At 65.0% G+C, this 24,318-nt stretch carries 25 protein-coding genes; 13 read left to right on the forward strand and 12 right to left on the reverse strand.

The annotated features are described in order from the left end of the window. Window positions 1–409 (forward strand): DUF6456 domain-containing protein (locus VRZ08_RS19080; RefSeq protein WP_414533525.1); only part of this gene is annotated, 409 nt, incomplete at its 5' end. 27 nt (window positions 410–436) lie between these two features. Here VRZ08_RS19080 and VRZ08_RS19085 read toward each other — a convergent pair. Both VRZ08_RS19085 and VRZ08_RS19090 read right to left on the reverse strand, forming a co-directional pair. Continuing rightward, window positions 437–865 carry a SufE family protein gene (locus tag VRZ08_RS19085; protein WP_263991269.1) on the reverse strand — a complete coding sequence of 143 codons (429 nt, stop codon included), beginning with the start codon at window positions 863–865 and terminating at the stop codon, window positions 437–439. Window positions 866–980: 115 nt separating this feature from the next. Continuing rightward, a complete protein-coding gene (locus VRZ08_RS19090) occupies window positions 981–1,403 on the reverse strand; it encodes a DUF5330 domain-containing protein (RefSeq protein WP_107355007.1) in 423 nt (140 codons plus the stop codon). A gap of 406 nt (window positions 1,404–1,809) precedes the next feature. Here VRZ08_RS19090 and VRZ08_RS19095 point away from each other — a divergent pair, with 406 nt between their 5' ends. From VRZ08_RS19095 to VRZ08_RS19105, 3 genes are all read left to right on the forward strand, one after another. Continuing rightward, window positions 1,810–3,639, forward strand: a complete 1,830-nt coding sequence (locus tag VRZ08_RS19095) for a PAS domain-containing sensor histidine kinase (RefSeq protein ID WP_414533526.1) — start codon at window positions 1,810–1,812, stop codon at window positions 3,637–3,639. A 76-nt stretch (window positions 3,640–3,715) separates the two neighbouring features. Further along, window positions 3,716–4,432, forward strand: coding sequence for a peptidoglycan-binding domain-containing protein (locus VRZ08_RS19100; protein ID WP_264076177.1), 717 nt, complete (start codon window positions 3,716–3,718; stop codon window positions 4,430–4,432). 141 nt (window positions 4,433–4,573) lie between these two features. After that, the gene (locus VRZ08_RS19105; protein WP_107343827.1) at window positions 4,574–4,915 is read left to right on the forward strand and encodes a DUF1491 family protein; all 342 of its coding nucleotides are present in this window, start codon (window positions 4,574–4,576) and stop codon (window positions 4,913–4,915) included. A gap of 128 nt (window positions 4,916–5,043) precedes the next feature. On the opposite strand, the gene VRZ08_RS19110 is transcribed toward VRZ08_RS19105, so the two are convergent. From VRZ08_RS19110 to VRZ08_RS19120, 3 genes are all read right to left on the reverse strand, one after another. Beyond that, complete coding sequence (locus VRZ08_RS19110; RefSeq protein WP_414533527.1) at window positions 5,044–6,018, reverse strand: DUF2336 domain-containing protein; 975 nt, start codon at window positions 6,016–6,018, stop codon at window positions 5,044–5,046. A 151-nt stretch (window positions 6,019–6,169) separates the two neighbouring features. Further along, complete coding sequence (locus tag VRZ08_RS19115; RefSeq protein WP_414533528.1) at window positions 6,170–7,249, reverse strand: polysaccharide deacetylase family protein; 1,080 nt, start codon at window positions 7,247–7,249, stop codon at window positions 6,170–6,172. Window positions 7,250–7,328: 79 nt separating this feature from the next. Next, on the reverse strand, window positions 7,329–7,859 hold the full coding sequence (locus VRZ08_RS19120; protein WP_414533529.1) for a hypothetical protein: 531 nt from the start codon (window positions 7,857–7,859) through the stop codon (window positions 7,329–7,331). A gap of 179 nt (window positions 7,860–8,038) precedes the next feature. On the opposite strand from VRZ08_RS19120, the gene VRZ08_RS19125 reads away from it, so the two are divergent. Continuing rightward, on the forward strand, window positions 8,039–8,239 hold the full coding sequence (locus VRZ08_RS19125) for a hypothetical protein (RefSeq protein ID WP_414533530.1): 201 nt from the start codon (window positions 8,039–8,041) through the stop codon (window positions 8,237–8,239). Between the two features lie 17 nt (window positions 8,240–8,256). Next, window positions 8,257–9,039, forward strand: coding sequence for a hypothetical protein (locus tag VRZ08_RS19130; protein WP_107343831.1), 783 nt, complete (start codon window positions 8,257–8,259; stop codon window positions 9,037–9,039). A 486-nt stretch (window positions 9,040–9,525) separates the two neighbouring features. On the opposite strand, the gene VRZ08_RS19135 is transcribed toward VRZ08_RS19130, so the two are convergent. The 3 genes from VRZ08_RS19135 to VRZ08_RS19145 are packed head-to-tail and all read right to left on the reverse strand — an operon-like array spanning window position 9,526 to window position 12,987. After that, complete coding sequence (locus VRZ08_RS19135; protein ID WP_263991276.1) at window positions 9,526–10,095, reverse strand: DUF1254 domain-containing protein; 570 nt, start codon at window positions 10,093–10,095, stop codon at window positions 9,526–9,528. Further along, window positions 10,092–10,670: a DUF1214 domain-containing protein gene (locus VRZ08_RS19140; protein WP_263991277.1), complete on the reverse strand. Its 579-nt coding sequence runs from the start codon at window positions 10,668–10,670 to the stop codon at window positions 10,092–10,094. Before VRZ08_RS19140 ends, VRZ08_RS19135 begins: the two co-directional genes overlap by 4 nt. Before the next feature lie 43 nt (window positions 10,671–10,713). Continuing rightward, complete coding sequence (locus VRZ08_RS19145) at window positions 10,714–12,987, reverse strand: transglycosylase domain-containing protein (protein WP_414533531.1); 2,274 nt, start codon at window positions 12,985–12,987, stop codon at window positions 10,714–10,716. A gap of 270 nt (window positions 12,988–13,257) precedes the next feature. Here VRZ08_RS19145 and VRZ08_RS19150 point away from each other — a divergent pair, with 270 nt between their 5' ends. Next, the gene (locus tag VRZ08_RS19150) at window positions 13,258–13,770 is read left to right on the forward strand and encodes a YcgN family cysteine cluster protein (RefSeq protein WP_107355025.1); all 513 of its coding nucleotides are present in this window, start codon (window positions 13,258–13,260) and stop codon (window positions 13,768–13,770) included. 53 nt (window positions 13,771–13,823) lie between these two features. Continuing rightward, window positions 13,824–14,567, forward strand: a complete 744-nt coding sequence (locus tag VRZ08_RS19155) for a sulfite exporter TauE/SafE family protein (protein ID WP_263991281.1) — start codon at window positions 13,824–13,826, stop codon at window positions 14,565–14,567. A 294-nt stretch (window positions 14,568–14,861) separates the two neighbouring features. Here the strand turns inward: VRZ08_RS19155 and VRZ08_RS19160 are convergent, their stop codons facing one another. Beyond that, on the reverse strand, window positions 14,862–15,377 hold the full coding sequence (locus VRZ08_RS19160) for a MarR family winged helix-turn-helix transcriptional regulator (protein WP_414533532.1): 516 nt from the start codon (window positions 15,375–15,377) through the stop codon (window positions 14,862–14,864). A 79-nt stretch (window positions 15,378–15,456) separates the two neighbouring features. Between VRZ08_RS19160 and VRZ08_RS19165 the strand changes: the two genes are divergently transcribed. The 3 genes from VRZ08_RS19165 to VRZ08_RS19175 all read left to right on the forward strand — a co-directional run bounded on the left by VRZ08_RS19165 (window position 15,457) and on the right by VRZ08_RS19175 (window position 18,315). Then, entirely contained in the window at window positions 15,457–16,695 is a 1,239-nt protein-coding gene (locus VRZ08_RS19165; protein WP_414533533.1) for a cytochrome P450, read from the forward strand. Window positions 16,696–16,704: 9 nt separating this feature from the next. Beyond that, a complete protein-coding gene (locus VRZ08_RS19170) occupies window positions 16,705–17,025 on the forward strand; it encodes a 2Fe-2S iron-sulfur cluster-binding protein (RefSeq protein WP_164571791.1) in 321 nt (106 codons plus the stop codon). 75 nt (window positions 17,026–17,100) lie between these two features. Then, complete coding sequence (locus VRZ08_RS19175; protein WP_013503331.1) at window positions 17,101–18,315, forward strand: ABC transporter substrate-binding protein; 1,215 nt, start codon at window positions 17,101–17,103, stop codon at window positions 18,313–18,315. Window positions 18,316–18,754: 439 nt separating this feature from the next. Here the strand turns inward: VRZ08_RS19175 and VRZ08_RS19180 are convergent, their stop codons facing one another. From VRZ08_RS19180 to VRZ08_RS19190, 3 genes are read right to left on the reverse strand one after another with little or no spacing between them, the layout of a single operon-like run. After that, window positions 18,755–18,961: a hypothetical protein gene (locus VRZ08_RS19180; protein WP_414533534.1), complete on the reverse strand. Its 207-nt coding sequence runs from the start codon at window positions 18,959–18,961 to the stop codon at window positions 18,755–18,757. Then, on the reverse strand, window positions 18,958–20,121 hold the full coding sequence (locus VRZ08_RS19185; protein WP_414533535.1) for a PepSY-associated TM helix domain-containing protein: 1,164 nt from the start codon (window positions 20,119–20,121) through the stop codon (window positions 18,958–18,960). The genes VRZ08_RS19180 and VRZ08_RS19185 overlap by 4 nt, the downstream gene beginning before the upstream one ends. After that, window positions 20,118–22,433: a TonB-dependent siderophore receptor gene (locus tag VRZ08_RS19190; protein ID WP_414533536.1), complete on the reverse strand. Its 2,316-nt coding sequence runs from the start codon at window positions 22,431–22,433 to the stop codon at window positions 20,118–20,120. The genes VRZ08_RS19185 and VRZ08_RS19190 overlap by 4 nt, the downstream gene beginning before the upstream one ends. 149 nt (window positions 22,434–22,582) lie before the next feature. Between VRZ08_RS19190 and VRZ08_RS19195 the strand changes: the two genes are divergently transcribed. Together VRZ08_RS19195 and VRZ08_RS19200 are read left to right on the forward strand one after the other, a co-directional pair. Continuing rightward, window positions 22,583–23,023: a hypothetical protein gene (locus VRZ08_RS19195; protein WP_414533537.1), complete on the forward strand. Its 441-nt coding sequence runs from the start codon at window positions 22,583–22,585 to the stop codon at window positions 23,021–23,023. A 111-nt stretch (window positions 23,024–23,134) separates the two neighbouring features. Beyond that, entirely contained in the window at window positions 23,135–24,274 is a 1,140-nt protein-coding gene (locus VRZ08_RS19200) for a patatin-like phospholipase family protein (protein WP_414533538.1), read from the forward strand. The last annotated feature ends 44 nt before the right edge of the window (window positions 24,275–24,318 follow it).

Below are 24,318 nucleotides of genomic sequence, written 5' to 3' on the forward strand. Positions count from 1 at the left end.
GATCAGCGCCGAGCAGTTCGTCGCCGGCGAGCGGCTGCGCGCCGACTTCACGCGCGGCAACCTGACACCTCGCGTCACATCGAACTGGGGGGCGCCCACGGGGCGCTCGGGCGGCGGCGGGGCCGGGGAGATGACCGATCTGGTGGTGGCGGCACGGCAGCGCGTGCAGCTGGCGCTGGAAGCCTGCGGGCCGGAGTTCTCCGGCATCCTGCTCGACGTTTGTTGCTTCCTGCGCGGGCTCGAGGACGTCGAGCGCGAACGCGGCTGGCCGTTGCGTTCCGCCAAGGTGGTGCTGCAGCTCGCGCTGGACCGGCTGGCAAGGCATTACGGCCTTGCACCGCGGACCGCAGAGGCCAAGCCGCGGCTGCGAAGCTGGCTGGCGGACGATGCGTCGTTTGTGGTGCCGTGAGGCGGCGGATCAGCCGCCAGTGGTCCGTCAGGTCGAGGCGGCGAGGGTCTCGCGGGCGTCGGCCTTGATCCGCTCGATCATCGAACGCAGACCGTTGGAACGCTGCGGCGTCAGGTGTTCGCGAAAGCCCAGTTCGTCGAACACCGCGATCGGTTCCGTCGCCAGGATCTCCTTCGGCGTATGGCCCGACACCAGCGTCAGCAGAATCGCGATCAAACCACGGACGATGTGCGCGTCACTGTCGCCGAGATAGCTCAGCACCGGCTCGCCGTTGGCGTTATGCGACAGCGTGCGCGACAGCCACACCTGGCTGGCACAGCCTTGCACCTTGTTGGCGGAGGAGTGTTCTTCCTCGGGCATCGGCTCAAGCATGCGGCCGAGTTCGATCACGTACCGATAGCGGTCGTCCCACTCGTCGAGCAGCGCGAAATTGTCCCTGATCTCGTCAATCGTCATCGTGACCTGTATCTGTCGGTAGCGGTTCGCTCGCGATGGAACCTGTACCGACAGATATATGGGTTCGCAGGCGGTCGAAAGCGAGAATCGCCTGCTCCGATGGTCGTGGATTGCCCTAATTGGTGGCAGTGGGCTTCGCGACCGCATCGGTCGATGCGGTTTCGGCGCCGGGCAGCTTCCACTCGATTTTCAGATCTTCCGCCGTCAGCGTGTCGCGCGGCGCGAGCGACGGATCGGGCGCTTCGGCAGCGCCGATCGCACCGGTCGGTTCGCCGCGCTTCTCGGTGATGATCTGATACAGCTTGCGCGCGCCTTCCTGCGCGCGATGGCCGATCACCGTTGCGGCCTGTTCGCCGACTTCGCAAGCCGCCGGCTGGCGCTTGCAGAATTGACTGAAGTCCGACACCGCGGCGCTCGCTGCAGATACCGCCTCCGAGGCGCCGATCTGCGGCAGCTTCTCCGAATCCGGTGTCGACTCGCGCGGCAGAAACACCAGGACCACTCCGATCCAAAATGCCAAGCGAAGCAGAAAGAACATCTCGCGACCCCGTCGTCCAAATCCCCGTTGCGATTGGTCTCGCAATCGAGCTCCGTCGTAGCGAAGGTCAATGAATTCGGAGTGGATCAGTTACTTACAATTCGAGTGAAATCGGCTGAAAACACCGCCGAGCCGATTCGGCGTAAATATTCGATTGACGTTGCACGCTTTCTCACCGCGCACGCTGTTTGCGTCCACCAATTCGAAACCATATCGCGGCGGTCGCTGAAACCATGCGTTCACCATTCGGGTTGAATGCAGTGCGCCGACGCGCGGAGAAGCGGCCGAACGCGATCGTCTGCGGTCGCCTTAGTGTTCGTTTAATGTCGCTCTGACAGGTTCGGCCAACCACACGTGAGGCGCCACAATGCCTCGCGTTACGAGGCGACCAGCGAGCGCGAGAAGCGTGGCAGTATCCAGGATCATCGGTGAATGTCTCGATGCATTGCTGCATCCGTCGGCGCGCTATGACGCGCTGACGACTGCACGGCATCGTGCGTTCCTTGCGCCGCGTCTGCTCGGAAGCCTCGCCGCCTTCGCGGCCTTTCCACTGTATCTGGTTTTGCGTGGCGCCCCGACGGCGCTCGAGGCAGCTGCGTTTGCGTGGCTGATTGCGCCTATTCTGGTGGCGTGGTTCCTGTCGCGCACTGGGCGCTACGAGCAGGCGCACTTTCTGTCGTCGCTGGCGCTGACTGCGCTGGTGATCGGCGTCGCCGCACTGACCGGTGGCATTCAATCTTTCGCGGCCGTATGGCTGGTGGTGATCCCAATCGAAGCGGCGCTGTCGGCCTCGCGTCGCGCCGTGATGTTCGCGGCGTCGCTGGCGCTTGGCGGCGCGGCGGTGCTGATCGGGCTCGGCTTATTTGGCGTTTTGCCGGTGCAAACCGCCGGTGCCGCGTCGAGCGCGACGCTCGCAGCGTTCGGTATCACCTCGGCGGCGCTGTACGCCTCCGGCCTTGCTTACGGTGCGGTGTGGCTGGCGCGGACCAACGGCGCGCTGCTGAATGTCGAGGAAGAGCGCTACCGGCTGCTCGCCCGCAACATGAGCGACGTCATCTCGCGGCACAATCGTAACGGCGCGGTTCGCTTCATTTCGCCGGCGGCCGAGAACCTGCTTGGTACGCCGGTAGCTCGGCTCGCCGAACACGGCCTGTTCGATCGCGTTCACGTCGCCGATCGTCCGGCCTACCTGAAGGCCATGTCCGATGCGGCGCGCGGCCGTGAGACCGGCAGCGTCGAATTCCGCATTCGCCGCGAGGTCGCCCGCGACGAGCGTGGCCGGCCGTCGGCCGCTGAATTCGTCTGGGTCGAGATGCGCTGCCGGCCGCTCGAATCCAGCCTAGCCACGACCGCCGCCAACGCAGGCGAGACGGAAGTCGTCGCTGTGATGCGCGACATTACCGAGCGCAAGATCCACGAGCAGGCGCTCGACGAAGCGCGCGCCGAAGCCGACCGAGCCGATGCCGCCAAGAGCCGCTTCCTCGCCACCATGAGCCACGAGCTGCGGACGCCGCTGAACGCGATCATCGGTTTTTCCGACATGATCCTGCAGGACGACGTGCTGATGCTCGGCCCGGAGCGCCGCAAGGAATACGCGCAGCTCATCAACGATTCCGGTCAGCATCTATTGTCGGTGGTCAACGGCATCCTCGACATGTCGAAGATGGAGTCCGGTTCGTTCGAGATCGTGCCGGAACCATTCGCGCCGCGCCCGGCGCTGCTCAACTGCTGCAATCTGCTGGCGCTGAAGGCGCGCGACAGCGGAATCGATCTCGTCACCCGCGCGCCGGAAAACCTGCCGGAAGTCGTCGGCGATCCGCGCGCGTTCAAGCAGATCCTGCTCAACCTGGTATCGAACGCGATCAAGTTCACCGAGCGGGGCGGCACCGTCACCGTCTCGGCCGCGGTCGAAGGCGCCCGGCTGGTGCTGCGCGTTACCGATACCGGCGTCGGCATCGCCGAAGAAGATCTGAAGCGCCTCGGCGATCCGTTCTTCCAGGCTGGAAAAACCTATCAGCGCCGCCACGAGGGCACCGGCCTCGGGCTATCGATCGTCAAGAGCCTAGTGCGAATGCACGGCGGCGAGATCGAGGTGCAGAGCCAGATCGATTGCGGCACCACCGTTACGGTGTCGCTGCCGTTGGCGTTGCCGGCAGCGAGCAACGTCACGACGTTGAACCCGGCGATGACGACGGACTCGCCGGCGACAGACTACCAGGTGAAGAAGAGTGCCTAAGACGCGAAAGGACGATGCACCGCGGCGTCGCGGTGCGGCGGCAGCCGTTGCGGACAGCGAGGAGCGTGGATTTGCGATGCGACTGATGCTGTCGAGCCCGAAGGATTTCGTCGCGGCGATGTTCGCCTCGGCCGCGGTGATCGCGATTGTGACTAATGCGATCTTCATGCAGGCGGGCCAGCATCCTTCACCGATGTTCGGCAAGGCTGTGCCGTCCGCGTCGGTCTCGATCGTCACGCTGCCGCGGCCACGCCCGGTCGACGCCGAGTCCCGTGCCGACACCAAGGTGCTCGATCAGAAGCTGCTCGAACCGACCGTGACCGAGCTGAAGCCTTCCGAAGCCAAGGTCGAGTCCAAGCCGGTCGAAGCCGCAAAGCCGGTGGAAGCACGGCCCGTCGAGGTGCGCCCCGTCGAGGCGAAGACCGCCGACACGCGTCGGCCGGAAGCGCGTCCGGTGCGCGGCCGTGCCGAAGCCGAAGATCCGCTCGGCAATCTGGTGCGCGCCACCGCGCCGCATAGCGCTGCCTCGTCGGTCAATGCGCCGCGGCCGCCGGCTGCGATCCCGAGTGGTGCTAGCGAGGCCGCCGCTCCGTCGTCCCGCCGCGTCGCTTCGGTGCAGCGTGCGCTGACGCAATATGGCTACGGCCAGCTCAAGCCGACCGGCACCGCCGGCTCCGACACCCAAGCCGCCATCGCTCGCTTCGAACGCTCGCGTAATCTGCCGGTCACGGGGCAGATCTCCGATCGCGTCGTCCGCGAGCTTGGACTGATGATCGGGCATCCGATCGACTAGTGCGAAGTCGACAGCGGCCGTCTGCCTGACAGACACCGCTGCCGCTTTTCTTGATTTTGGGTGGACGTAGGCCGCGACGTCTCTGACGGGCGATCACCGCTTCCGATTTGCTCCAATCCCAGAATCCTCTACAAGCCTCCCATGAGACTGAAGAGTGCGATTTGGGTGTCGGCTTACTTGCGGCGCTGCCAGACCGAGGGCGTGTTCGGCGCGGTGCGCCGGCGTGGTGCCGAGGACGCGGGAGCGGTGTTCGTCAAGGTCGCGACCTTGGACGGACAAGCGATGCTGTACGTGCCGGCGCCACAGACCGCATATGACGACGAGCGCCCATTCGAGCGTGTGTTCGTGCCGGCGTCGCAGGCGCCTCAACCCGAAGCCGACGTCGAGGCGCGTCTCGCCAAGGAAATCCGGTTCGATCCCGACGTCTGGATCGTCGAAACCGAAGACCGCGCCGGGCGGCACTTTCTCGATCTGGCGAAATAATCGGAGCGCTTCTGCCGCGTCATGCGGGGCTCGACCTTGGCATCCACGTGTTGGGAGAAGCCGCGGATGGCCGCGGTACCGCCGGCCATGACGAGAATTACGAACTGAACGACTTCCAATGAAGCGCGCTAACCGCGCGTCGTGCCGGTGCGTGGCGTCCAGATGGCGCCAGGCTGGACCGCAGGGCGGGCCTGCGGCGTTGCGCTGCGGGCGCGCTGCCGTTCATCGTCGTAAAGTGCCGCGCGATATTTGGCGCGCGTGGAAGCGACGGTGGCACCGCGCCAAGCCGCCAGCATGATCAGCGCCGCGCGTTCGCTCAAGCGATCGTACAGCCGCGACAGCCGGTAAACCCACTCGACCGACGAGCCTTTGACCGGGTCAAGGAACATCAGTACTTGCTCGAACACTTGGCTCTTGATCCCCAGCGCCTTCAGGGCGCAGGCGAGCGCTTCGCCGCCTTCATCGAACACGACGCGCTCGGCCGTTGGGGCCGTGAGCAGCAGTGCGTCACCGAGTTCGGCGGTGAAGTTCTCGACGTCGGACACATAGGCCGCCATGTGGAGTACTTCGATCGCGCGCATCGCCCGCGGCGGATGAATCCGCGCTGCAGGACGCAGCGGAGTCTCGGCAAGATTGTACAGGATCTGCGTGCGCTCCTGCGAACTTGCCGAGAAGAACATCTCCGACAGCTGCGCAGCATCTTCCGGCTGCATCGACAGACTCGACGCGCGCTGTTCGGCTTCGGTCGGAATACGCGGCGCCGGCCGCGCCGGAGCTGCGGTATCAGCCGGGGGGATCGGTGCGGCCAAAGGTACGCGCTGATCGGTTGAGGGCGATAGCGACAGCCGCAGCGCGATCGCGCGCGGGGTGTGCGGATAGATCGACAGCCGGGCGCGTACCACCGCGCGGGTCGCATCGTCGACCTCGTCGATCAGCCGCGATGTCAGCTCGACGAACTGCCGCTCTTCCTCGTCAGTGTGCGACGGGCTCTGCACATACAGATCGGTCAGCACCCTGAGCAGCGTCGGGCGAATGTCGACGCCTTCGCGGCGCGACAGCGACATCAGCCCGTCGTATCCGGGAAAGGGTGTGAACGTTGTCATGGCGGCGCAAAATGGTACGAGTTACCGGAAGCTTAGCCCCGTCGCTTTAACAGCCAGTTAAGCTCAACGGTTTGTTAAGCAGGTCGGAGACGCAAGAACGGGCGCTTGAAGCGCCCGTCTGTCGAAGTCACGATTTTAGTAGCAGCCGCTGCTAATCGACGGTGCGGATCACGTTGGCGATCGGCTTTGCGGTCGAAGCGGTGGGTTGCGCCGGCGCGACCTGGGCGTCGTACTCCGGTAGCGTGGTCACCCGGTCCTTGGCGGTGATGAACACGATCTTGTAGCCGCCGGACTTGAGCTGCGCGAGCAGCTCGGGCAGGGCCTGAGCGGTCGACTTCTGGAAGTCGTGCATCAGCAGGATGCCTTTCCCGGCCTTCTTGAGCTTGGCCATCACGCCGTTGATCAGTTGATCCGGCTTGTGAATTCGGAAGTCTTCGGAGTCGACGTCGATCGAGAACGTCGCGATGTTGCGCTCGCCGAGATACGCCTTCAGCTCCGGCGTCTGGCGCAGTTGCGGGAAGCGGAAGAACGGCGCGGTCGGCTGTCCTGCGGACTGCACCACGCCGCTGATGCCCTTCTCGATTTCGTTCTTGGCTTCGGCGAACGGCTTGCTGGCGAGATTGACGTGCGACCAGGTGTGCGAACCGACGGTGTGGCCGGCGGCGATCACCTGCTTGAGGATCGCCGGGTGCCAGCTCGCATGCTTGCCGATCGGGAAGAACACCGCCTTGACGCATTGCGCCTCCAGTGCCGCCAGCACCGCGGGGGTATTTACCGGCCACGGGCCGTCGTCAAAGGTCAGGGCGACCTCGCCGGGCTGCAGGAAGTCGTAGTCGCGATATTGCGACATGCCGAGGCCCGGGCCGCCTGAGGTGTCGATCTCGACGGTGCGCGAGATGCCCAGCGCGTTCGGATTGCTGCAGGCCTGCCGCACCGGGGCCGGCGCGGGAGCCGGCAGCGCGGCGGGCTTTGCGGTGATCGCGGGATCAGCGGCGGTGGCGCGGGCCGGCTGGATGTTCGGAGCAGGGCTCTGCGCTGCACGGGGAGGCGTGCCGCCGGGCGTGGGCCAACGCGCGGCAATCGTGCCGGTGGTGATTTCTTCCGAAGCGGACGGAACGCGGGCGGCGTCGATCTTGGAGGGGGTGAGGGTGAGCCACGCGCGGCCGGCACCGAGCCCGACCAGAACAGCCAGCGTGCTACAGCCGGCCGCCAGCGCCGCAAATTTACGCATCGTCAACTCCCACACATACTAGCCGCTTGCCCCAGCGAACTTGGTCGCAAATTGGTTAAGCAGCGGTATGCAATTTGAGCTATCTGCGCGGTTTGATGCGTTTGCGTTGCGATTTGGTGGTGCGCGGTTTGCCGGCTTTGCCGCGCGAGGCATGGGCGACGGGCCGCGATCGCGCGGTTGGCCGCTCGGCGGTGTCCGCCGGCTGGGCCTGGGCGAAGGACTGCCGCAGGCTGTCGAGATTGGTGCCGATCTCTCCGACCTGTTCGGACAGTTTCTTGGTCTCGCTGCGCTGGGCGGCGACCAGTCTTTCGATCTGCGCAAGCTGATCCTGCAGCGCCTGCAGTTGGTCGATCGATTGCTGCTGCGTCAGCTCCAGACCCTTGGTGCGCTCCACCAGCTGTTCGGAGGTCTGCGCCACACGGGCCTGCACCTGACGGCCGGCGGCGACACGCTCCTGTTCAGGGCTGGTGCCGGTCGCAATGCGCCACAGAAAGATGGTGCCGATCCCGGCGATGATCAGCAGCAGGGCTGCGGCCGCAATCGCGATCGGCTGGGGGCCGAGGGCGGGGAAGCGGCTGGTGCGCAGATCGGATGGCGGAATCTCGATCATGGAGGTCACAAGCCTCACGTCGACGTCAAGTTCCCGTCCCCACGGGCTTCAAAGCTATCACCCCACCCGCGGCGGTTGCAACCGCAGACGGCTCCGCCATTAACAGTGCATTAACCATAACGGCTCCTTAATGCGACGCACCGTGATCGGGTCGCAGGAAAGGACGCGGAGAGACCGGTATGGGCACCATCATTGAATTTCCGGCGGATGCGGCATCGCGGCGGCCGGGCTCGCCCATGGTCGCGCCGTCCGATCGCACCGCCACCGTGACCATCCTCCCGGTGATCCGGATCGAGCGGCACGCCGATGCCGGCAGCGACGGCGGGCCCAAACAGGGCGATGCGCCCGGCCGGCGTCGCCGCCGCCGCGCCCGCTCCTGAACCGAAGAAGCTTATCAATGTCCGCGGTCGGCCGTCCGGTCCTGATCCGGGGCAGGGCCGCCCGAACGGTTCTGCTCCTTCCCACCCTTGCGGCTGTCTTGCTCGGCGGCTGTGCTGGCGGTGATTTCGGACGCACGAGGCGCGACTTCGTCACCGACGACATGCATCGCTGGATCGGCGCCGAAGCCACCGGCAGCATCGGCCTGCAAGCGTCCGCGTTTCAGTTGACCGACCAAGAGCGCAACATGCGCGACATGGCGTATCCGCTGATCGAAGCGCCGCATGCACGCCCCGCATGGAAGAGCGTCTTCGGTGATTACCAGCCGATCGCAGCTCCGTGGCGGCAGCAGCCGCCGTTTGATCGCACCGCCTACGGCAAGCTGCTGATCGACGAGCCGCATCGCTCGCACTCCTCCCGCTACAACGAGCTGATCCAGGACGTCCGCAACGACCTGACGATGATCGAGCCGTTTCAGTTCACCGCGGCGCGGGTGCTCGAACTCGACCAGAAGCGCAACGCCAGTCTGAAATACATCGCCGATCTGTCGCCGAATGAGCGCGCGGACGCAGTGGCGCGGATGGAAGAGAATTCGCTGATCGTGCAGTGGGTGCAGCAGTGCCTGCGCCGGCGCGCGTCGTCGTATCGCTGGGCGCTGGAGCGGCTGGTGATCATGGCGCCCGACGGCATCGCCGCCGACGCCGACCGCCTGATTGCCGAACTGGAATTGCAGGCCGCCAATCTCGGCCAGTTGGCCAAGCCCGCTGCACCGCAAAGCGGGGCAGTCGTGCGGAAGGGATAAAGCGACCGCGCCTTGCTTGCTAGCCAGGTGCTAATGAGCGGTCGATTTGTATGACAAATTCCAGGGGGCTATAATTATCATCGATTTCCTGAAAAACAAACATTCTTGAGAAAAAGCGAAGTGATCGTAGGTTGGCTCCCTCGCAACGGATGTCGATAGGAGTCCCAACCATGATAAAGATTGCATACCGATGGTTCTATCTCCAAGGCTATCAGTATATGGAGAGCATTTATAGGAGCGCCGAAGGCGCGTTCATGTTGACGAGTCATTCGCTAGACCCGCGCGGCGTGTGTGCGCGCGACGTATCTCTGGCTGAAGTCATACTCTGGTCGCGACAAGAAAACGTTGTGTGGATCAGTAACAGTCGTTGATGGCTGCAATTCTTGCGCGCTAGTCTAAGGCGAATAGCGCCGTGGCCTCGCATCGTGTACAGGCTGGCTCGACGAGCTGCGCCGCGTCGAGCGCTACCAAGTGCGAATCCTACGGTCAGGACTGCGACTTGGCTTGCGGCTCCGACTGCACCTTGCAGGTCGCTGCTTTCAGTGCGGCGCGGGCCTGCGGCATCAGGCCCGGTTCGGAGGCGAGCGCCTTCATCACGATTAGGCCGGTGGGAGTTGGCGAGTCGATGATCAGGCGGTCGGCCGAGGTCACGTCTTCGTCTTCCGGCAGCTCGGCATGCTGCTCGGCGGTCATCAGATCGAGCTCGATCACCTTGCGGCCGGCGGAGCGATCGTTGATCGCGTAGTAGGCGACTTCGCTGCGGGTGTAGAACGACACTGCGGTGTAGGCTTGGCTCACCGGCACCGCCAGCTTGATCGGTCCTTTCGACAGATCGTAGCGGCACACCGCCATCGCGAACGCCGGATCGAGCAGCGGCAGCGGCGCGTTGTCGGGCGTGATGTCCGGCAACTGCGTCACCGCGTTGACCTGGGTCAGCGGTGCCAGCCGGGCGTAGGCGTCCTGGCCGGCGATCCGCGGCAGCACCAGGACGGTGACGAGATGCACGATGCCGCCGAGGACCAGTCCGGCAATGATGGCGATGGCGAAGCGGATCATGGGCAGCCGATGGTAGCGACCGCCGGCATCGGCGCGTCGCGTTGGGTCCGGGTGGCGATGCCGACCGGGGTATCGTACAGCCGCAGCATCAGCCAATAGCGGTCGACGCCGCCGGTCGGCAGCCAGTTGCCGCCGCGGGCGCGGGCCGCGATCCGGATGCTGAACTTGCCTTCGGCGTCGCGAATGATCTCCTGGCTGGTGAAACCGTAGCGCTCCAGCGTATTGGCGACCAGATTGCCCCGCGGATCGTAGAGCGTCAGCGTCCAGAACCGCGCGGCGGGAGTGACGCCGCTGATTTCGACGTCGCAGCGGCCGTCGAGCGGGCGCTTGTTATCGTCGGTGGTGGCGAGGAATGAGATGCCGTCGCCAGCGCCGACCGGCAGCGCGCCGCTGCGCACGATCGCGGCGCGGGCGTAAGGATCGACCTCGGAGGTGCCGACCCGCGGCCGCGCCGTCCAGGCGCCGATCGTCAAGGTCCCGAAATCGGTGCCGCGCGTTGCGGTGATCCAGGTGGCACCGATGCCGACGCCGGCGGCGATTAGCAGGGCCAGCAGAGTGAGGACGATCAGGCGCACGTCGCAGCCATCCCCGATGTCATCGTCAGTCGCATCGCCGCGCTCAATTCCTCTGGGCCGCCGCCGGGGCGGAGCCGGGCGACGCCGCGGCCATGCTATCGGTCAAGCCGACTGTCCCGGTCGAAACCTTGCGGCCGGTCGCCGGTGCAGGGGCGGAATCGAGTGCACGGCTGGTATCGTCGAGCATCTTCTCCACCCGCACCAGGATCTCGGCGCCGCGCCGCGTCAGCACCGGCGGCGGTGCCGCTTTGACTTCGGCGCTCTCGGCGCCGGCAGCACGCTCGCCCGGCGTCGCCGGCAGCTTCTCGCCCATGCCGACGCCGGCGAGTTCCTTGACCTCCACGCCCTGATGCGCCGCCACCATGATGTCGTGCCAAGTTTGTGCAGGCAGCGAGCCGCCGGTCATGCGGTTGGTCGGCGAGTAGTCGTCGTTGCCGTACCACACCGCGCAAGCGAAGTTGCCGGTGTAGCCCACGAACCAGGCGTCGCGATAGGCGTTGGTGGTGCCGGTCTTGCCGGCGGCCGGAATGCCGTCGAGCCGCGCGCGCCGTGCGGTGCCCTCGGTGACGACGTGGCTCATCATCCCGGCCATATCGGCGGCGATGTTGGCGGGGATCGCGCGCCGCGGCTGCGGGCCGTCGCGGTCCCAGCGCCACACCAGGTCGCCGGCGCCGGTGCGGATCTCCAGCACCGCATGCGGCTTCACCGCCATGCCCTTGTTGGGGAAGGTCACGTAGGCGACCGCGTGCTCGACCACGGTGACTTCGGTCGAACCGATCGGCAGCGAGGGGGTGTCGAGCAGCGGCGCCGTGAGGCCGAACCGGCGCGCCACCTCGACGATCTTGGCGCGGCCCTTCTTGGCCGAGTCCCACTGGTTCTTCGGATTGCCGCCGATCGCGATCGACAGCTTCACCGGCACCACGTTGATCGAGCGGGTGATCGCCTGGGTCAGCGTCACCGAGCCGGAATATGAGTGGCCGTAGTTCTGCGGGCACCAGTTGCCGAGGCAGACCGGGCCATCGACCACGATCGAGGTCGGCTTGAAGCCGTTCAGTAGCGCCGTGGTGTAGACGTAAGGCTTGAACGACGAGCCCGGCTGGCGATAGGCGTCGACCGCGCGGTTGAACTGGCTGGAGCCATAGTCGCGGCCGCCGACCATCGCGCGCACGCCGCCATCGAGATCGGACACCACGGTGGCGGCCTGGGTCGCGTGATAATCGCGGCCGAACTGCCGGAGCTGGTTCTCGATCGCGCTCTCGGCGGCGCGCTGCACGTTCATGTCGATCGCGGTGCGGACCACGAATACGCGCTCGGTGTACGACTTCGGGAAGGTGTCGACGATCTTGCGGACTTCGTCGAACGCCCAATCGAGATAGTAGTTCGGCGAGTTCTCGTCGCGGCGGTCGACCACCGAGGCCGGGTTACGACGGGCGCCGAACACCTGGCCCTCGGTCATGAAACCGGCGTCGACCAGGTTGTCGAGCACCTGGTTGGCGCGGGCGCGGGCGGCGGGGAGGTTGATGTGCGGGGCGTATTTGGTGGGCGCCTTGAACAGGCCGGCGAGCATCGCCGCCTCGGCGAGGTTCACGTCGCGCACCGACTTGTTGAAATAGAAGTGGGCCGCGCCGTCGGCGCCGAAGGTGCCGCCGCCCATATAGGCGCGGTCGAGATACAGCTTCAGGATCTCGTTCTTGGTCAGCCGGGTTTCCAGCCAGATCGCCAGGAACGCTTCGTTGATCTTGCGTTCGAGCGTGCGCTCATTGGACAGGAACAGGTTCTTGGCGAGCTGCTGGCTGATCGACGAACCGCCCTGGCGCACGCCGCCGGCCTGGGCGTTGGTGACCAGCGCGCGCAGCGTACCGGCAACGTCGATGCCGAAATGATCGTAGAAGCGGCGGTCCTCGGTCGCGAGGGTGGCCTTGATCAGGTTGTCCGGGAAGTCCTCGAGCGGGATCGCGTCGTTGTGCTTGATGCCGCGGCTGCCGATCGGATTACCGTAGCGGTCGAGGAAGGTAACGGCGAGGTCGGACTTCTTCAGCCAGTCCTCGTCCGAGGTCTCGCGGAATGCCGGCTGCGCCAGCGCCAGCAGTGCGACGAGGCCGAGCAGCCCGATCGAGGCGGCCTCCGACAGCGGCTCGATGAACACCCAACGCTTCCAGCCGCCGACATAGAAGCGGTCCATGTAGGTCGAGAACCGCTCCCACAGCTCTCTGATACCGACCGCCGATGAGAACAGCGTCGAGTCGAGCCGGGCGTCGAGGTCCAGAAACCAATTCCGGATCCGCTGCTTCCAATTGTCTGGCAGAATCTTCGGCACCGGGTTCGACCAATCACATCAGCACGCCGCACAGGCGCTGTTCGTCTTGCGCAATGATGCGGCGATCGCAAGGCGAGGGCGGGCGAGCTTTGGGAATCTGATTCTTTCTACCCGAGCATGCCCGATAAACCAATGGTCGTGCAGGATTTTTCGGTGTAGCCGAAACCACCGCGGGTGTTCCAGACCCAGCCATGCCGGCTAAGCGCTTGCGCCGCCGGGCAAACTCCCCCTAGAACGGCGGCCTCACCACCGCAAAGCAGCATCCAAGGCATGACCGCGCGCCCCAAGAAGCCGTCCGCGCAAGACGGTTTCTTCTGGAAGACCAAGACGTTGGAACAGCTCTCCCCGACCGAATGGGAGAGCCTGTGCGACGGCTGCGCGCGCTGCTGCCTGGAAAAGCTCGAGGACGAAGACACCGGGCGGATCTATTTCACCGAGGTCGGCTGCCGGCTGCTCGATGCGGGCGCCTGTGCCTGCCGGGACTATCCGAACCGGTCGGACCGGGTGCCGGACTGCGTGCGGCTCACTCCGAAAGAGGTTCGCGAGCTGACCTGGCTGCCGCCGAGCTGCGCCTACAAACTCGTTGCCGAGGGGCGTGACCTGTACTGGTGGCACCCGCTGATCTCCGGCGATCCGAATACCGTCCACGAGGCCGGCGTCTCGGTGCGGGGGCGGGTGGAGCGGACCGAGACCGAGGTCCCGGTCGAGGAGCTCGAAGATCACATCGTGTCGTGGCCGGCCCTGCTGCCCAAGCGCGCCAAGCTCAAGCAACGGCCGAGGTAGCCCCCTTATCTTGCTGCCGGCGGCGCCCGCCGCCGCTCTATTGAAGGACTTGCATGACCGCGCTGATCATCATCGCCGTCGCCGGCCTGTGGGCCGGCGTTCAGAACACGCTCGCGGGCGGCGGGTCGTTCGTGACCTTGCCGGCGTTGCTGTTCGCCGGGATGACGCCGCTGTCGGCGAATATCACCTCCACGGTCGCGCTGTTTCCCGGCCAGCTGGCTTCCGGCTACGCCGGCCGCGGCATGGTGCGCGGCGTGGGCGAGGTCAGTTTCCGGGCCCTGGTGTTCACTAGCCTTGCGGGCGGTGCGGCCGGTGCGCTGCTGCTCTTGATCACGCCGCCGACCGTGTTCGCCAAGATGATCCCGTGGCTGGTGCTGTTCGCCACCGCGATGTTCGCCTGGGGCAGCTTCGGCCGCAAACCGAGTGCGCAGGCGCGGCACGTCGGCGCGCCGGTGCTGATCGGCATTCAGTTTCTGATCTCGATCTATGGCGGTTACTTCGGCGGCGGCATCGGCTTTCTGATGATGGCTGCGCTGTCGATCGCCGGCATGACCGCGCGCAACGCCGGCGCCACCAAGAATGCGTTGGCGGCGGCGATGAACGCCTCGGCGGTGGCGATGTTCGCGTTCTCGCCCGAGGTGAAGTGGCTGGAGGCGCTGGTCCTCGCGGTGTCGTCGACGGTCGGTTACTTGCTCGGCGTCTGGGTGCTGCGCCGGGTCAACGAAACCATGCTCAGAATTGGCGTCGTCGTGCTCGGCCTCGCGCTGACGATCGGGCTGTTCTGGCGGCAGATGTAGCGGATCAATGCCGATTTGGCTGATCCCGAACCGGTAACCGAACTTCATTTCTGACTCATCGGTGATGCACGGAGCTTGTTCGCGCTTGCGAACGAGCCCGTCGCGCGTGCCGAAACACGCGCCAACTTATTCGTTGCCAAGGCAACTGATCTGTGAGAATTGTTCTGAACAAGAGCGACCCAGTCGCCGGTTCGGGGAGGAGACATGCTCGGCAGCACAGCGGCCGGCTGTCGCGGAGATGTGTCCGCGATCAGGCGCAAGCAGGACGCACGGCTGATAGTGCCGCGCAGCGGTTCAGATGGTTTCGCCGGTGACCGCGCCGAGGTTGTTGTGCAGCCGGCGCAGCAAATCGATCAGCACTTCCTGCTCGTCCGTACTCAGGCACGACATCAGCTTCCGCTCGCGCTCCAGCGCGGCGACGATCACTTTGTCATGGGTGGCGCGGCCTTTGCCGGTGAGCGAGATCGAATGCGTGCGGGCGTCGTTCGGATCGACGCGGATGGTGATCAGCCCGCGCGACTGCATGTCGGACAGCGTGCGGCTGACCGGTCCCTTGTTGAAGCCGATCACCTGACAGATCCGCGCCGCCGAAATGCCGGGCTCGATCGCCAGCAGCGACATGATCCGCCATTCCGTGACGTTGACGCCGAAATTGCCCTGATAGAACGCCGTGGCGCTGTTCGACAGCTTGTTGGCGATGAAGGTGATGAAGGCCGGAACGTAACGCTCCAGATCGAGCGTGAGGCCTTCGGGGCTCGGCGCGGCCGCGGCAGATCGCCGGGATTTTGGCGGGCGGGATGCACCAGTCATGGGGATGTCGGCTGCGAATGCATGCGCCGACATAAGGACATGCCACGGCATTTCACAAGTGGCGATTGAGGAGGACAACATGACCACGGCTCCCTCATCGGTGCCGGTTACCACGCCGTCCCAGCACGGCGCCGGTGTTCCGCATCTGGGTATCGATCCGTTCGCGCTGGACTACTTCGCCGATCCCTATCCGGAGCAGGAGACGCTGCGCGAGGCGGGCCCGGTGGTGTATCTCGACAAGTGGAACGTCTATGGCGTCGCCCGCTACGCCGAAGTCTATGCGGTGCTCAACGATCCGCTCACCTTCTGCTCCAGCCGCGGCGTCGGCCTGAGCGATTTCAAGAAGGAGAAGCCGTGGCGACCGCCGAGCCTGATCCTCGAGGCCGACCCGCCGGCGCATACCCGCACCCGCGCGGTACTCAGCAAGGTGCTGTCGCCGGCGACGATGAAGCGGCTGCGTGACGGCTTCGCGGCGGCGGCCGACGCCAAGATCGATGAACTGCTGGCCTGCGGCGGCAGTATCGATGCGATCGCCGACCTCGCCGAAGCCTATCCGCTATCGGTGTTTCCCGATGCGATGGGCTTGAAGCAGGAGGGGCGCGAGAATCTGCTGCCCTATGCGGGTCTCGTGTTCAACGCGTTCGGGCCGCCGAACGAACTGCGGCAGAGCGCGATCGAACGCTCGGCGCCGCATCAGGCCTATGTGGCCGAGCAGTGCCAGCGGCCGAACCTCGCGCCTGGCGGTTTCGGCGCCTGTATCCACGCCTTCAGCGACACCGGCGAGATCACGCCCGAGGAGGCCCCGCTGCTGGTGCGGTCGCTGCTCTCCGCAGGCCTCGACACCACCGTCAACGGCATCGCGGCGGCGGTGTATTGCCTGGCGCGTTTTCCGGACGAGTTCGCGCAGCTGCGCGCCGATCCGTCGCTGGCCCGCAACGCCTTCGAAGAAGCGGTGCGGTTCGAGAGCCCGGTGCAGACCTTCTTCCGCACCACGACGCGTGACGTCGAACTTGCAGGCGCCACGATCGGGGAGGGGGAGAAGGTGCTGATGTTCCTCGGCTCCGCCAACCGCGATCCGCGGCGCTGGGACGATCCGGACCGCTACGACATCACACGAAAAACCTCGGGCCATGTCGGCTTCGGTTCGGGCGTGCACATGTGCGTCGGTCAGCTGGTTGCCCGGCTCGAGGGTGAGGTGGTGCTCGCCGCGCTGGCTCGGAAGGTGGCGGCGATCGAGATCGCCGGGCCGCTGAAGCGCCGTTTCAACAACACGCTGCGCGGGCTGGAAAGCCTGCCGATCCAACTGACGCCTGCCTGAGAGAGCTCCATGCCGAGTATCACGTTCATTCTTCCCGATGGCGAACGCCGCACCACCGAGGCCGCGGTCGGCGACACCGCGATGTATGCCGCACTGAGCCTGGGGCTCGACGGCATCGTTGCCGAATGCGGCGGCAATGCCGTGTGCGCGACCTGCCACGTCTATGTCGACGAGGGGCTGAGCAAGCTGCCGCCGGTCGACGGCAACGAGGACGATCTGCTCGACGGCACGGCCGCCGAGCGGCTGCCGAACAGCCGGCTGTCGTGCCAGATCAAGCTGTCGTCCGATCTCGACGGCCTGATCTTGCGGATTCCGGATCGTCAGGTCTGAGCAGCGCTACCGTAGGGGGCAACGACCCGCTGCGGCCCACTCAACAAACAATCAAAACACCGAGGGAGAAACGAAATGAGATCAACCAAGGGCCTGCTCGGCCTCGCGGCCGCGTGCCTGTTGTGTGGCACTGCCAACGCCGAGATCTCCGGAAACGTCGTGCGCGTCGGCGTGCTCAACGACATTTCCGGCATTTTCCAGGATACCAACGGCATGGGCTCGGTCGAGGCGGCTCGGATGGCGGCCGAAGACTTCGCTGGCGGCGGCAAGAACATCAAGGTCGAGATCGTCTATGCCGATCACCAGAATAAGGCCGACGTCGGCAACGCCATCGCCCGCCGCTGGCTCGACAACGAGGGCGTCGACGCGATCGTCGACGTGCCGAATTCGGCGGTCGGGCTGTCGATCAACACGCTGCTGCGCGGCACCAAGATGACGTTCCTGGCGTCGTCGACGGCGAGCTCCGATCTCACCGGCAAGGCCTGCTCGCCCAACACCATCCAGTGGGTCAACGACACCTGGGCGACCGGCAACACCACCGCCGCGGCGATGATGCAGCGTGGCGGCAAGGACTGGTACTTCATTACGGTGGATTACGCGCTCGGCAAGGGCATCGAAGCCGAAGCCGCCAAGTACATCGAGGCGCATGGCGGCAAGGTGCTCGGCTCCGCCAAGCATCCGCTCGGCACGTCGGACTTCGCCTCGTTCCTGCTGCAGGCGCAATCTTCGAAGGCCGGCGTGATCGGCCTCGCCAATGCCGGCGGCGACACCATCAACAGCGTCAAGCAGGCGGCGGAATTCGGCATTCAGCAGAGCGGGCAGAAGCTGGTTGCTTTCCTGCTGTTCATCAACGACATCCACGGCATGGGCCTGAAGGTGGCGCAGGGCCTGCAGCTGATGGAAGCGTTCTATTGGGACATGAACGACGACACCCGCGCCTTCGCCAAGCGGTTCGCGCAGCGGCCCGGCATGAACGGCAAGATGCCGAGCGGCAACCAGGCCGGCGTCTATGCCTCGACCTTGGCCTATCTCAACGCCGTCGCGGCCACCGGAAGCGACGATGCCAAGGACGTCGTCCCGCAGATGAAAAAGTTTAGCGGCAAGGACAGACTGTTCGGCGACGTCACCATCCGCCAGGACGGCCGCGTCGTGCATCCGATGTATCTGTTCGAGGTGAAGAAGCCGGAGGAGTCGAAATATCCTTACGACTACTATCGCCTGGTTTCGACCATCGCCGCGGACAAGGCGTTCCGTCCGATCGCGGAAGGCGGGTGTGAGCTGGTGAAGTAGTTAGAAGCCGTTGTCTCTCAACGCCGTCATGGCCGGGCTCGTCCCGGCCATCCACGTCTCGCCACGACGCTATGCCGAAGTTCGTGGATGCCCGGCACAAGGCCGGGCATGACGCGGGAAATTTGAGTCGAGCCTAACCCAACCCTAAGCCGTCATCCCCGCGAAAGCGGGGATCCAGTATTCCAGAGCGATTGTCTTGCTCGCCGAGCTAGAGCGGTTCATCGTTTGATTGAACGATCCGACCTTTCCGAAGGCACTGAGTTCTCATCCTGAGGAGCCAGGCGAAGCCGGGCGTCTCGAAGGATGGGGCAACGCATTCCCTGCGTCACATGGTTCGAGACGGCGCTACGCGCCTCCTCACCATGAGGTTGTGCATGTGGCAGGCGGCGTGGATCAGCACCGGGCGATGACGTCTGTTTGTGTTGAACGACTGTGCCTTTTATCGAGGTTCGGCCCGCTTCGGGCCGATCTGCCAATAAACGACTGCCACCGCAACCGGCAGTGCGAGCGCGCCCCAGGAGATCCAGTCCCACAGCCCGTCGCCGAGCAATGCTGTCGTCAGCCCGAGGGCGGTGATGACGCCGATCGCGAGCGGCGCGGCGAAGATTTGGGCGGTGGTGTGCGAGGCTCTGCGGGGCGGGCTCATGCCGGCCTCGCATCGGTCGATTGGACTTCCGCCGGCTGCGTTGTGGTGCGGCTGCGGGCATGGCCGCCGAAGCGCTGCTTTGCGACCCAGAGATAAAGTCCGGTGATCAGCACGACGATGCAGACGAGGTCGAGCAGACCCCAGACGATCTTGAGTGGCAGGCCACCATAGTCGCCGAAATGCAGTGGCCGCGACATCTGCAGCAGCGTCAAATACCAAGGCATCTGCGGCACCAGAACGGGCACGGTTTGATCGACATCGACCAGCGTCGGGGTGGCGATCAGCGCCGTGAGCGCGGAGTTGCCCTTCATCCAGACCACGAGATGGCGGGGGCTCCCAAAATTCTCCGCGGTCGGCATCGTGATCGAGGAAAGACGCCCCTCCGGCAGAGCGGCGCGAACCCGCGCGATCGCCTGATCCAGTGAGGACGGCTGGGCCACCGGCGCACCGCGATACGGAGCCAACAGAGGCGGCAGCACCTGGCCGCGCCAGTAGTCGTACATCGGCATCGCCAGCGTGTTGATCGCGCCTGTGATCCCGACCACGAACAGCCAGACTGTGGTGACGATGCCGAACAGATTGTGCAGGTCGAGCCATTTCAGCCGCCGCGAGCGCTGACGGACGGTGCCGAAGTCGAGCCGGCGCATGAACGGCGCGTAGACGACGACGCCGGAGACGATCGACACAACCAGCAAGAGGCCCATCGCGCCGAGGAACAATTCGCCCGGCAGCTCGAGCAGCATGTTCTTGTGGAGCAGCAGGATGATGTCCATCACGCCCTGCTGCGGCCGCTCTTCGCCGAGCACCGCCTTGGTGCGGCCGTCCATCACCAGGCGATAGAACTTGCCGCGCATCGGCTTTGGCGTCGGCGACATCGAGACCACGACCGTATCCGGTTGCTCGTCCCGCCAGGTGACGAACAGAACGTGGTCGCCGGGGCGGGCCTGCTGCGCAGCGCGCACAACGTCGTCGACCGGAGCGGCCGGGACGTTGCCCGGCAGGTTCGGCGCGGCGAATTGTTGCTGCGTCAGTTCCTCGATCTCCTCATGGAAGATCAACGGCAGGCCGGTGAGGCACAGCATCAGCATGAACAGCATGCTGATCAGCGAGGTCCAGGTGTGGACCTTGCTCCAGATCCTGAGTGCGCGTGTCCCGGTCACCAGCGATAGCTCGCGGTCGCGGTGACCACCCGCGGGGTGATGTATTGGCAACCGCCGGTCACCGTGCACTGCGCGTGGTCGTTATTGGCGATGTTCTTGACGTTGAGGGCCAGATTGATGCCCTTCGGCTGGCGATAATGCAGCCCGGCGTCGAACACCGTATAGGCGTCGTTGGTCAGCGTGTTGAGGATGTCCATGTAGGATTCACCAACGTAGCGGACGCCGGCTCCGAAGCCCCAACCGGCAAGCGGTCCGCTCTGCAGCGTGTAATCGACGAAGCCCGACGCCATGTTGCGCGGGATCTGCACCGGCACCTTGCCGATATCGCCGTTGTTGCTCTGGGTGTTCTTGACGTTCTGCAGCGTGTAAGTCGCCAGCAGATTCAGCCCGGGCATCGGTTTGGCGAGCAATTCGAGCTCGAGGCCGCGCGAGTTCACCTGGCCGGTTTGGATGCTGTAGTTCAGATGCAGCGGGTCGGCCGTCAGCACGTTGTCCTGGGTCAGGTCGAAGACAGCCGCCGTGAACAAGAGATCTCGGTTCGGCTGGAACTTGATGCCGCCTTCGTACTGCTTGCCCTTGGTTGGCTTGAAGGCATTCGAGCTGAAATCGATGCCGGCCGTGGGCAGGAACGATTCGGAATAGCTGACATAGGGGGCAACGCCGCTGTCGAAGACGTAGGTGAGGCCGGCGCGCTTGGTGAAGGCGGTGTCGTCGTTCGGCTGCGGCACGCCGTTCAGGCGGTTGAGGGTGGTCTGCTGGGCGGCATCGTAGCGGCCGCCGAGCGTCAGAATCCAGTTCTGCAGCTTGATCTGGTCTTGCAGATAGATGCCGGCCTGGTTCAGGTTCTGCTTGTAGCTCTGCAGAAGCGTCGTCGGGATCACGATCTGCTGGCCGTAAACCGGGTTGACCCGGCTGAGCGATGGCGCGGTGCCGCCGAACTGATCGCCGCTGAGTTGGAACGTCTGATAATCGGTGCCGATCAGCACGGTGTGCTGCAGCGGACCGGTCCAGGTCTTGGCGATGACGTGGTTGTCGATGTTGAAGGTGTCGCTGGTCTCCAGCACCTTGCGCGAGACCCGCGGGAACACGGTCTGGGTGTCGAGCGGGGTGCCGGCGAAGGTGATGTAGCGATATTCCAGGTCGACATGGCCGTAACGGGCGCGCGAGCGCACGATCAGATCGTCGCTGAAGCGGTGCTCGAACTGATAGCCGATCCGATATTGGCTCTGGTCGAAAGTGTTGTACGACGGATCGCCAAGAAACAGCGGCAGCGCCTTGACGTCGACAATCTTGCCGCCTCGCACGACACCGACCGAGACGGGAAACGCGTTGCCGAACACATCGTGCTGATAATCGCTGAGGATCGTCAGCGAGGTGTCGTTGGTCGGACGCCAGGTCACCGCCGGCGCGATATAGGCCCGGTCGTCCTTCACCTTGTCGGAGAATTTGGCGATCTGCGCGTCGGAATCCCGCAGCACGCCGGTGAGGCGATAGAGCAGGGTCTTGTCCTTGTCGATCGGGCCGCCGACGTCGAACGCGCCCTGCACCCGGTCGGCGGTGCCGACGAGGCCGACCACTTCGCCGAACGCCTGATCGGTCGGGCGCTTGCTGATCAGATCGATCAGGCCGCCGGGCGGGCTCTGGCCGTACATCACCGAGCTCGGTCCCTTGACGACGTCGACGCGCTGGACGCCGTAGGGCTCATTGCGGAACACCGAGAAATAGGCCGAGCCGTTGGCGGTGTCGCGCAATCCATCGCGGAAATTGGAGAAGCCGTTGGTTTCGAAGCCGCGGATGCGGGCCTGATCGTAGCGCGGATCGGCGCCGCCGGTCTGCACCGCGACACCGGCGGTGTATTGCAGCGCCTGCGCGACGGTGTCGACGCCGCGCGCATCGAGATTGTCTCGACTGATCACCGAGATCGACTGCGGGGTTTCGATCAGCTTGGTGTCGGTCTTGGTGCCGCTGGCACTGACGCTGGGGACGAAGCCCGGCACCGGATCTGTGCCGCGTTCGAACACCGCGCGCTGCGTGGGCTGCACTGGCTGCGGAGCTTGCGCGGCGCGCTGGGCTGAGCGGCGCGACGGGCCCGCGGCGGCGCGATTCCGGTCGCGCGCAGGCTGCGCCTGGCGCCGGCTCGCCTCCGGGGCTGCAACTTCGACGGCGGGCAGCTGGGTCGCCTGCGGTTTGGCATCCTGCGCCACGGCTTGCGCCGAGGGCCACACCACCGGTGAGATCAGCGCGCTCGTCAGCAGCAGCGCGTTGACCACAGAACTGCGACCGGCATTTACGCCGGCATGACCCAATTTCATCGCTTACCCCCAAATCGAGGCAGCGAAGTAATCGGATACAGCAACGTGTATCAACGCTGCTGCGAAGCTTTTGCGCGAAGCCAGTTTGGAATCTATCAAACGATATCAGGCGCTCGCCTGCGAACGATCCTGATGGGGCGAGTATCGCATTGATTCAGTTGAACTGTGCGCGGCGGGATAGAGATGCGCGTTACCGCACCATCCTTTTTGAATCGTTCAAATCACATGAGGTGATTGGGGATGACTCGGCGACCGGTCCGAGCGTAACAGGTCGCCTCGACGACTTGCCGGCGATTTGCCGGCGCAAACCCAGTTTTGCCGGGTCGCGAAATCCGGATAGTCTGTGGCCCGACCCGAGCGTAGGCGGATCTGGCATGGGGCGGATTGCGAGCGGAATTGCGCTGATGCTGGTGGCGGCGATTTGGCAATCGCCGGCGCTGGCCGACAAGCGGGTTGCCTTGGTGATCGGCAATTCCGGCTACCAGAACCTCTCGCGACTTGACAATCCGAAGAACGATGCGGCGCTTCGCGTCGCGATGGAGCGTGATTACTTTACAGCAAGAGTGAGCGGTGCTAGCCTTCAACTGTAAGTCGTATTTTCCTGCTTGATGAATAGTTATGTCACGCGCGTGAACGTGAAAGCGCCGCGTGATGACGTGAGCTGATTGAGGTCGTCCAGCCGATTTGAGAGGGCAGTGGGCATGACCGATTCACCTGTAGGACGTGTGCCGACCGAAACCGTGCCACCGAAGCTCGAGGATGGCATCGCCCTGTGCCTGTCCGGCGGCGGCTACCGCGCGATGGTATTTCACGTCGGGGTGTTGTGGCGGCTGCACGAGACCGGCATTCTCAAATCCATCAGCCGGATTTCGAGCGTGTCAGGCGGCTCGATTACGGCCGGTGTGCTGGCGCTGAAATGGTCGCAACTGAGCTTTGCACCAGGCAGCACCACGACCGAATTCGTGCGCGAGGTGGTTGCGCCGCTGCGCGCCTTTGCCAGCGAGACCATCGACGCCGGATCGATCCTGTGGGGCATCGCGCTGCCCGGCGTCTCGATCGGCGACGAGATCGCCAAGGCTTATGACAGCGGGCTGTTTCATGGCGCCACGCTGCAGGACCTGCCGGATGCACCGCGCTTCGTCATCAACGCCACCAATGTCCAGTCGGGCGTGCTGTGGCGGTTCGCCAAGCCGTTCATGCGTGATTACCGCGTCGGAGAGGTGAAGAATCCGACGGTCACGCTGGCTCAGGCCGTCACCGCATCGTCGGCATTTCCGCCGGTGCTGTCGCCGTTCCAGCTGCGGCTCGATCCGACCAAATTCACGCCGAATTCCGGCGACGATCTGCAGCGCGAGCCATTCACCAGCCGGGTGTTTCTCACCGACGGCGGGGTGTACGACAATCTTGGGCTGGAGACGGCGTGGAAGCGCTACACCACGATCCTGGTGAGCGATGCGGGCGGTCACATCGCTGCCGAAGAGGAGCCGGCGACGGATTGGGCGCAACACTCGTATCGGGTGCTGAATCTCGTCGACAACCAAGTCCGCGCGCTGCGCAAGCGGCAGCTAATCGACTCCTTCAAGGCGCATGTGCGCGGCGGCGCCTATTGGGGCATCCGCACCGACATCGGCGACTACCAGCTACCGGACGCGCTGCCGTGCCCGCATATCCGCACCATGCAGCTCGCCGAGATCGCCACCCGCCTGAAACGGCTCGACGACGTCACCCAGGATCGCCTGATCAACTGGGGCTACGCGGTGTGCGACGCGGCGCTGCGCAAGCATGTCGACGACAAGCTGCCGGCGCCGAAGCAGTTTCCGTATGCCCAATCGGGCGTGTGAATCCCGGAGGGCCACGCCGGCCCGGTTGGACACAGACGCACCGG

Source organism: Rhodopseudomonas sp. G2_2311, assembly GCF_047501505.1.
Taxonomy (GTDB): Bacteria; Pseudomonadota; Alphaproteobacteria; order Rhizobiales; family Xanthobacteraceae; genus Rhodopseudomonas; species Rhodopseudomonas palustris_H.

Bases quoted from the DNA above. Each gene is read 5' to 3' on its own strand.
- VRZ08_RS19085 (WP_263991269.1), bottom strand. From the start codon at position 865: ATGACGATTGACGAGATCAGGGACAATTTCGCGCTGCTCGACGAGTGG.
- VRZ08_RS19090 (WP_107355007.1), bottom strand. From the start codon at position 1,403: ATGTTCTTTCTGCTTCGCTTGGCATTTTGGATCGGAGTGGTCCTGGTG.
- VRZ08_RS19100 (WP_264076177.1), top strand. From the start codon at position 3,716: ATGCGACTGATGCTGTCGAGCCCGAAGGATTTCGTCGCGGCGATGTTC.
- VRZ08_RS19105 (WP_107343827.1), top strand. From the start codon at position 4,574: ATGAGACTGAAGAGTGCGATTTGGGTGTCGGCTTACTTGCGGCGCTGC.
- VRZ08_RS19110 (WP_414533527.1), bottom strand. From the start codon at position 6,018: ATGACAACGTTCACACCCTTTCCCGGATACGACGGGCTGATGTCGCTG.
- VRZ08_RS19115 (WP_414533528.1), bottom strand. From the start codon at position 7,249: ATGCGTAAATTTGCGGCGCTGGCGGCCGGCTGTAGCACGCTGGCTGTT.
- VRZ08_RS19120 (WP_414533529.1), bottom strand. From the start codon at position 7,859: ATGATCGAGATTCCGCCATCCGATCTGCGCACCAGCCGCTTCCCCGCC.
- VRZ08_RS19125 (WP_414533530.1), top strand. From the start codon at position 8,039: ATGGGCACCATCATTGAATTTCCGGCGGATGCGGCATCGCGGCGGCCG.
- VRZ08_RS19130 (WP_107343831.1), top strand. From the start codon at position 8,257: ATGTCCGCGGTCGGCCGTCCGGTCCTGATCCGGGGCAGGGCCGCCCGA.
- VRZ08_RS19135 (WP_263991276.1), bottom strand. From the start codon at position 10,095: ATGATCCGCTTCGCCATCGCCATCATTGCCGGACTGGTCCTCGGCGGC.
- VRZ08_RS19150 (WP_107355025.1), top strand. From the start codon at position 13,258: ATGACCGCGCGCCCCAAGAAGCCGTCCGCGCAAGACGGTTTCTTCTGG.
- VRZ08_RS19155 (WP_263991281.1), top strand. From the start codon at position 13,824: ATGACCGCGCTGATCATCATCGCCGTCGCCGGCCTGTGGGCCGGCGTT.
- VRZ08_RS19160 (WP_414533532.1), bottom strand. From the start codon at position 15,377: ATGACTGGTGCATCCCGCCCGCCAAAATCCCGGCGATCTGCCGCGGCC.
- VRZ08_RS19165 (WP_414533533.1), top strand. From the start codon at position 15,457: ATGACCACGGCTCCCTCATCGGTGCCGGTTACCACGCCGTCCCAGCAC.
- VRZ08_RS19170 (WP_164571791.1), top strand. From the start codon at position 16,705: ATGCCGAGTATCACGTTCATTCTTCCCGATGGCGAACGCCGCACCACC.
- VRZ08_RS19175 (WP_013503331.1), top strand. From the start codon at position 17,101: ATGAGATCAACCAAGGGCCTGCTCGGCCTCGCGGCCGCGTGCCTGTTG.
- VRZ08_RS19180 (WP_414533534.1), bottom strand. From the start codon at position 18,961: ATGAGCCCGCCCCGCAGAGCCTCGCACACCACCGCCCAAATCTTCGCC.
- VRZ08_RS19190 (WP_414533536.1), bottom strand. From the start codon at position 22,433: ATGAAATTGGGTCATGCCGGCGTAAATGCCGGTCGCAGTTCTGTGGTC.
- VRZ08_RS19200 (WP_414533538.1), top strand. From the start codon at position 23,135: ATGACCGATTCACCTGTAGGACGTGTGCCGACCGAAACCGTGCCACCG.